Source organism: Corynebacterium sp. NML120713, assembly GCF_001875735.1.
In the GTDB taxonomy this organism is placed as follows: domain Bacteria; phylum Actinomycetota; class Actinomycetes; order Mycobacteriales; family Mycobacteriaceae; genus Corynebacterium; species Corynebacterium pseudogenitalium.
On the sequence record NZ_MLCR01000005.1, the window covers coordinates 463,057 to 470,265 of the forward strand.

6 protein-coding genes and 1 rRNA gene are annotated in these 7,209 nt (G+C 56.9%); all 7 read right to left on the reverse strand.

What is annotated here, in order from left to right; translation table 11 throughout:
* Positions 1-15: 15 nt before the first annotated feature.
* A complete protein-coding gene (gene steA, locus BJP06_RS02290; protein WP_071572646.1) occupies positions 16-1,206 on the reverse strand; it encodes a putative cytokinetic ring protein SteA in 1,191 nt (396 codons plus the stop codon).
* A gap of 49 nt (positions 1,207-1,255) precedes the next feature.
* A complete protein-coding gene (gene recN, locus BJP06_RS02295) occupies positions 1,256-2,980 on the reverse strand; it encodes a DNA repair protein RecN (RefSeq protein WP_071572647.1) in 1,725 nt (574 codons plus the stop codon).
* 6 nt (positions 2,981-2,986) lie between these two features.
* Positions 2,987-3,910: an NAD kinase gene (locus tag BJP06_RS02300; RefSeq protein WP_070477180.1), complete on the reverse strand. Its 924-nt coding sequence runs from the start codon at positions 3,908-3,910 to the stop codon at positions 2,987-2,989.
* Between the two features lie 2 nt (positions 3,911-3,912).
* Positions 3,913-4,737 (reverse strand): TlyA family RNA methyltransferase, encoded by an 825-nt coding sequence (locus BJP06_RS02305; RefSeq protein WP_071572648.1) that lies wholly within the window; start codon positions 4,735-4,737, stop codon positions 3,913-3,915.
* Between the two features lie 189 nt (positions 4,738-4,926).
* Positions 4,927-5,919, reverse strand: coding sequence for an HAD-IIA family hydrolase (locus BJP06_RS02310; protein WP_083433158.1), 993 nt, complete (start codon positions 5,917-5,919; stop codon positions 4,927-4,929).
* A complete protein-coding gene (locus BJP06_RS02315; RefSeq protein WP_070477184.1) occupies positions 5,919-6,593 on the reverse strand; it encodes a hypothetical protein in 675 nt (224 codons plus the stop codon). The genes BJP06_RS02310 and BJP06_RS02315 overlap by 1 nt, the downstream gene beginning before the upstream one ends.
* 519 nt (positions 6,594-7,112) lie before the next feature.
* Positions 7,113-7,209 (reverse strand): 5S ribosomal RNA (rrf, locus tag BJP06_RS02320); the annotation flags it as partial.

Consider the following 7,209-nt stretch of genomic DNA (forward strand, 5'->3'; position numbering starts at 1 on the left):
ACCACCTACTCTCTATTAGCTCCACAGACTCTGCAGCTGTGTAACTATCGTGTTCCACGTATCCGCCAGGTTCGTGCTAAACGGCCCACTCCCGCCAAGCCCGACGATGAGTACAATCGTCGCCGCAGCAACAAGCAATCCCAAAATTGCCCATGCCCAGGCGACTCCCCGACCAGTCGTCAGATTGTACAAATCAGCTATCACTGTGGAATCCACCAGTTTTTGACCCGCTTTCAAACGAGTGAGCAGTGCTGCCGGCGAGCTTTCATCTGATTCGGTAAAGATACGGTCCAGGTTCACGGGCTGCTCAACCATCACGATCATTTCTGCATCGTGGAACACGCTCAGTAACACAGCCAGGTCTGTTGCAGATTCGGTCGCGGCGGGAAACGTCATCGCACCTACTCCAAGATCCTGGATGCGCTCCAGACCAGGCGCGTAGCCGTCGGGGTCCGCTGGCAAAATCACCCGCGCGTCGCTTCGCAAATTTTCTTCAGCCACGTCGCCCGGGTCGCCCACGATAAAGTCGGGCGCGTACCCCATCTCCGCCAAGGTATTCGTCGCCTTGCCTACGCCAATCAGCACAGGTGTGAACTCACGGATGAAATTGCGCAACGATTCGATACGCTCTCGGAGATCTGGGCACGGGCTCGCGATAATAACTTTTCGGTCCGCAATCACGTCACCTAACTCAGGCGCGCCAACACCATCGATAAGCAGCGGCGATTCGGAGTGTATAAATTCGATCGTGTTTCCGAAGTACGCCTCCATGTGATCTACGAGGTGACGCTGTGCTTCAATAAACGTCGCGTCAACATCAGCGCGCACCACTGGTGAAGCAGAACCGACTTCCTTGCGCCCAACCTTGATCTCACCCGAAGCCGTTACGGATGTCTTCTTGCCATCGCGTATCGACGCCCGCATCTCCGCACCGGCTGCTTCAAACAGTGGAATGCCGGCGTCGAGAAGCAAGTGCGGGCCGTAATTGGGCACAGCCCCAGTGCTAAATCGTGCAATATTGACAACCGCCGCCGGTGCCGCGTTGATCAACATCTCAGCTTCCCTACGGCTGATATCTGGAGCATCAACGAAGGCAATATCCCCAGAACGAAGACGGCCGCGCCCCTTGCCTTGCGGCGTGCAATCACGCAGCGGTCCCTGCAACGGCGCGATAGTCGATTCAGAAGTTGCAGAAGTTTCAGTCATATGTTGAATTCTGCCTGCATCGCACGCCAAGTACTGCTAGGCGCGCGGGCTATCGACGAAACTCTTTTGTTTCGCGCTGTGCCTGCTCCAGTAACTCCGCCGCGTGCGCCTTTCCTGTTTCCGAGTTCGCCATCCCAGCCATCATGCGAGCCAGTTCCTCCACACGCTCGGCATCGTCAAGCACAAGCACTCCTGATGTCACGGTTTCATCGCCAACGTTCTTCGCAACGTGTAAGTGTCTGTCCGCGTAAGCCGCAACCTGTGGCAGGTGCGTCACCACAATTACCTGATTGTTTACTGCGAGCCGTGCAAGGCGACGCCCTATCTCCACCGCGGCCTGACCACCGACACCAGCATCAACCTCATCAAAGACGAATGTCGCGCCGTGCGTTGACCCGGCAAGGATCACTTCAATCGCGAGCATGACGCGTGAAAGCTCACCTCCTGACGCGCTGGTTGCCAATGGCTTTGGCTCTGACGCAGCGTTAGGCGACAGACAAATCTCGACAGCATCAGCGCCATCACGGCCGTAGTCTGCCCCCTCAACGCGGACGCTCAGCACAGCCTTAGGCATCGCCAGCCCATGCAACTCCTGTGTCACCGCCTCAGAGAACCGTCGTGCAGCATCGCGACGAATGCCCGTCAACTCCTCAGCGTGCTGCTTCATCTCGGTCGCAGCGTCATCAACCCGCAGTTGAAGCTCCGCGAGGGCCTCATCCGACGTATCAATTGACGCCAACCGTTGCTGCGCCTCGTCCCTCCAACGCAGCACACCATCAATGTCCGACGCGTACTTTCGGGTCAGCACCTTTAACGACTGTTGCCTCTGAAGCATGTTCTCGAGCGCATGCGGATCCGCATCCAACGAAAACAAATACGTTCCAAGTTCCGAAGAAACATCCGAAAGCACAGTGGCGGCTTCTTCCAGTCGACGCCCCAGCTCCTGCAGCTGCGTATCAGTGGATGCACCAAGTACACTCGCAGCCTGCCCTACCAAATCTGAAGCGGCGGACGCCTCGTCATACTCACCAACCGCCTCAGCGCCATCGATTGCAACCATCGCCTCTTGAACCGCGGAGCGCAATCCATCAACATCTTGCAGGCGCTGAATCGCAGAGACGAGCTCAGCGTCTTCACCTGGCTCGGGTGCGACCTCGTCGATCTCGTTGACAGCAAACAGGAGACGGTCCTGTTCCATCGCTAATTCTCGACGCCGCTTTGTCCGCTCCTCTAAATCTCTCTTCGCACCGCGCCAGCGCTTCCACGCTTCCTGATACGCACGGAGAACCTTTGAAGCAGCAGGATCGAAGCGGTCCAACGCGTGCAGTTGCTGTTCTGGCGACATCAAACGTAGCTGATCGTTCTGGCCATGAATCGTAAGCAGGTGCGAGGAGACTTCGTTGAGTGTCGCAGCCGGCACCGCCCGGCCACCAAAGTGCGCCTTCGACCTGCCTGTCGCTTTTACGGAACGGACTACGACGTACTCACCATTTTCATCGAGGACCGCGCCAGCGTTCTCCGCGATCTTCGCAATAGCCTCGCGACTGTCCTCGTGGATTCCTGTTACCGCAAACGCGCCCTCCACCACCGCTTCCGGCGCTCCCGTCCGAACACGAGAAGCATCAGCTCGACTACCAGTCAACAGCCGCAAACCCGTGACCACCATCGTCTTACCGGCGCCAGTTTCACCCGTAAGGACTGTCAAACCTTCCGAGAGCTCCGCGCTAGCGTGAGGGATCACACCGAGGTTCCTGATAGCAATTTCCGACAGCACGCCGATCTACCTCTCTTTGTCTGGGCCACGCCACCCAGATACCGGAAGCTGAAACTTCTCCACCAGGCGGTCGGTAAACGGACGCTCATCAAGCCGAACCCAGCGCACCGGGCGGCGACCACGCGTCACTTCGACCCGTGCACCTGGCGGCATCATAATCCTTCGAACCCCATCCATCACGACAACAGCGGAGCTGGTCGTCGAAAAGGACTCAACCGCTACCGTCGACAACGGTGAAACAACCATTGGCTTCGCGAAGAGGGCGTGCGCATTATTCGGAACCACCAAGATGGCATCGAGCTCAGGCCACATCACCGGACCACCGGCCGAAAAAGCATACGCGGTTGATCCAGTAGGCGTAGATACCAGCACACCATCACAACCGAACGAAGATACCGGCCTGTAATCAATCTCCAGAAACGCATCAAGCACTCTTGTACGATCCGAGTTCTCAATGCTGCATTCATTCAGCGCCCAACTTTCGCCAAGCACTTCACCCGTCGCATCCAAAACCCGCACGTCAAGTGTCATGCGGTCTTCAACCCGATATGAGCGCGCTATCACCGAGGACAGCACATCTTCCAGGCTTTCCGCTTCGGACTCTGCCAAGAATCCCACATGGCCGAGATTCACCCCGAGCACTGGAATGTCCTGAAGGTGCGCAAAGTTTGCTGCGCGTAAAAACGTTCCATCGCCTCCAAGCACAAATACAAGCTCGCAGCCTCGGCCAGCCTCGGCCCCTGGGCTTACGTGCTCCAGCTTCTGCAATACTGGATCCTCTTCAGCGGGACTTGATTCCCCCGCAGAAAGCAACTGCACCTCAATGCCAGCCTGCTGCAGCATCCGGGCAGAATTCGCCGCAGCCTCAATATTGTCGGGCCTGTAAAAATGGGGCACCAACAAAATGCGTCGCCGATTATCTACAGACATATCTACGCTGGCCCTTCCTGCACCGCCTGTGCTGCCATCTCTTCGACGGCCTCGACAGATTGTTCCTGCGCATTTGCTGTCTTACGCAGCCACAGAAAGTATTCTACGTTACCACTCGGACCTGGCAACGGAGATGCAACCATTGATTTCACCTCAAGCCCCAGCGACTGTGCGAACAATGCGACATCTACCACTGCTTCTCGACGCAGCTCTGCCGAACGAACGACACCCCCGTGACCAACGCGGTCTTTACCAACCTCAAACTGTGGTTTCACCATCGGCAGGAGGTCCGCCTCGTCCTCAAGCGCTGCTACCAGCGCAGGAAGCACAAGCTTCAAAGAGATAAACGATAAATCACCCACCATGCAATTGGCCGACTCGCTCAGCATGTCGGCAGTCAACGACCGTATATTCACACGGTCCATCACCGTCACACGCGGATCGTTTTGCAGCCGCCAAAGTAATTGCCCGTAACCGACATCTACCGCAAAGACCCGGCGGACACCTCTTCGTAGCAAAACGTCAGTGAATCCCCCCGTTGACGCTCCCGCGTCAATCACCGTCCTATCCTTGACCGTAAACCCAAGCTTTTCGAAGTGCTCTAGTGCCCCCAGAAGTTTGTGCGCGCCACGGGAAGCCCAGTCATCGGTGTTATCAACATCGACCTTGATGGAAACATCGGGTTCGACAACTGTAGCTGGCTTTTTTGCAGGAAACCCTCCGACCTCAACGCGTCCTTCAAGAATCCATGTCCGGGCCTGCTCCCGTGAACGAGCGATCTTTCGTCGAACAAGTTCTGCGTCAAGGCGTCGCCGACCAGGTGCCACCCGTACTCCTCTCCTACGGCGATGCTCAGTCTTTTAGCGCTTCTGCTAAAACGTCATGAGCCTCAGCCAACTGTTCAAGTTCACCCTTTATCGTAGACGGCACCCGCGCCAGCACACTATCTACCTTCGAACGCAATTCTTCCGGTGAAATGCCGGCTCGCCTTGGATCGTGGGGTTTCGGGGCGTGCCCTACCACCACGACTCCACAGCCTTCTGCGCCCACTGCGATACCGGCTCAACCACTCGTACTTCGGCCTCTGCAGACCACGCAACAGCCAGAGCCGTTCGCAAGGCCTCCGTAGGCGAAGAAGATGCAGCACCACCGTTAAGCAGGAGCGTATCTCCTTGCAGCTTCGCCACGAAACCGCCCTGTGCTCCCGGCCGCAAGCTCTCCGCATCTGCCAAGAGGCTACGCAAGTCATCACCAATATATGTCGGGCGCTCCACCGGCTTAGCCGCCAACAAAGCATAAGGACCAGACACACCTGTAAGTACCTGCAACGTATCCATTCCCGCACGATTTCCACCGGCAATATCGGTATCTAAACGGTCACCGACCGCCAACGCTCGCGTAGCACCCGACAGCTTCACAGCCTGATGGAACATAGCCGGTTCTGGCTTTCCGGCTGCCTCTGGGACAACGCCGGTTGCCGACGTCACCGCCGCCACCATCGAGCCATTACCGACCATAAGCCCCCGCTCCATCGGCAAGGAAGTATCAAGGTTTGAAGCCAAGTAGACCGCCCCGTTGTGAATCGCCAACGCTGCTTCAGACAGCTCACGCCACCCAGTTTCCGGGCAGTGCCCTTGTAGCACCGCAACTGGTGCGTCGTCAGCACTAGAGACTACGCGATAACCGGCCCCAGAAACCAAGTCTTTGAACGACTGCGCACCAAGAACAAGGATGGGATCATCCTCTTTCAACAGGGGTCGCGCTAGCTCCAAAGCTGCCTCTGCTGAGGTAATAATCTCCTCACTCGAGCACTCTAGCCCAATATCACCAAGCATTTCGGCGACGAGGGCCGAAGGCCGGGATGCATTATTCGTGATGTAGAAAGGTGTCACACCACATTCGATGATGCTGGAAACCGCATTGTCTAACGCGCGGCCGCCCTCCCAAACCGTGCCGTCTAAGTCAAAGAGCAACACGTCATATTGATGAGCAAGAGAACCCAAAGCCACTACTCCGTCTCTTCCAAACGCTGCTTCGCATCCGTCAACATCTCCGGATCCAACTCAATAACATGCTTGAACCAGTCAGCCGCTTCAGCCTTTCGGCCAGCAGCCAGCAATGCGTCGGCGTAGGCGTAAGACAAACGCATTGCAGAGACGTCCCGCTCGTCCTTGTTCGGACGTACACGTTCCAACGTCGCAATCGCAGAATCAACCTGGCCCAGATCGCGACGCGCACCAGAAAGAACGATGGCAAGCTCAATACGTCCCTCACGATCGAGGTCTCGCGCCTCAGGACTCCGACCAAGCTCCAACGCCTTCTCGGGACGACCAAGTCCGCGTTCAGCATCAGCCATCACAGCCAAAAGCCCAGGGCCGCCACTCATGCGCCGGGCAGCTCGCAGCTCAGAAAGTGCCTCTTTCCACTCACCTGCGTGGTAAGCGATTACACCATTCGTTTCACGAACAACCCCAACACGTCCAGCACGATTCTTTGCTGCCCTAGCATGACGCAAGGCAAGCGCCGGGTCGTCGTCGAGCAGATCTGCAGCCATAATCATGTGCTTCGCGACGCGAGTTGCGTTGTCATGTGACAACACCTTCAAATCTTGCAGCACGGACGGGTCGAGAACACTGATGTCAAGATCGGAAGGCAGGTCGGGTTCAGAAAGCTTTTGAGCCATCCTATCCTCGCGGTAGCCCTGCCGACGAGGCTGCGAGCGATTGTGACGATTGTTGAATTTGCGTTCTTCATCGCCGCCAGGACGAGCGTTTCTGCTCCTACCACGGCCGTCACCGCTGCGATCATTGCGACGATCCCTACTGTCGTCGCGCCGACCTTTCCGGCCCCCATTGCCTGGCCGCCCGTTCCGCCCCTTGGAGGAAGAAGAACCGTGGTTGCGACGTGGTCTCTCGTTAGAGCGATCGGACATGAAACACCTTTCTATTGGAACAAGTCATTATAAACAGGAATGTCCGAAAAAAAGAACTTATTGTGCACCTGTTGAAACAAATTCCCAATCATCCGGTCAGCCAGAGTTGCACCTCTGAGTCTACAAACAAGGAGCGCTGGCGTCATCAGACTTCGTAGAGACGGCCCTCGTTGTTTGTTGTGGGGGTGCACAAAAAAGAGTGTGGTGGGTACCACCACCCCCAACAACGGGAACAGTGACACCCACCACACACAAGAAAATGAAGTTATAGGCCGGCGGTAACCTACTCTCCCACACCCTCCCAGGTGCAGTACCATCAGCGCGGGCGGGCTTAGCTAACCGGGTTCGGAAAGGGACCGGGCGTTTC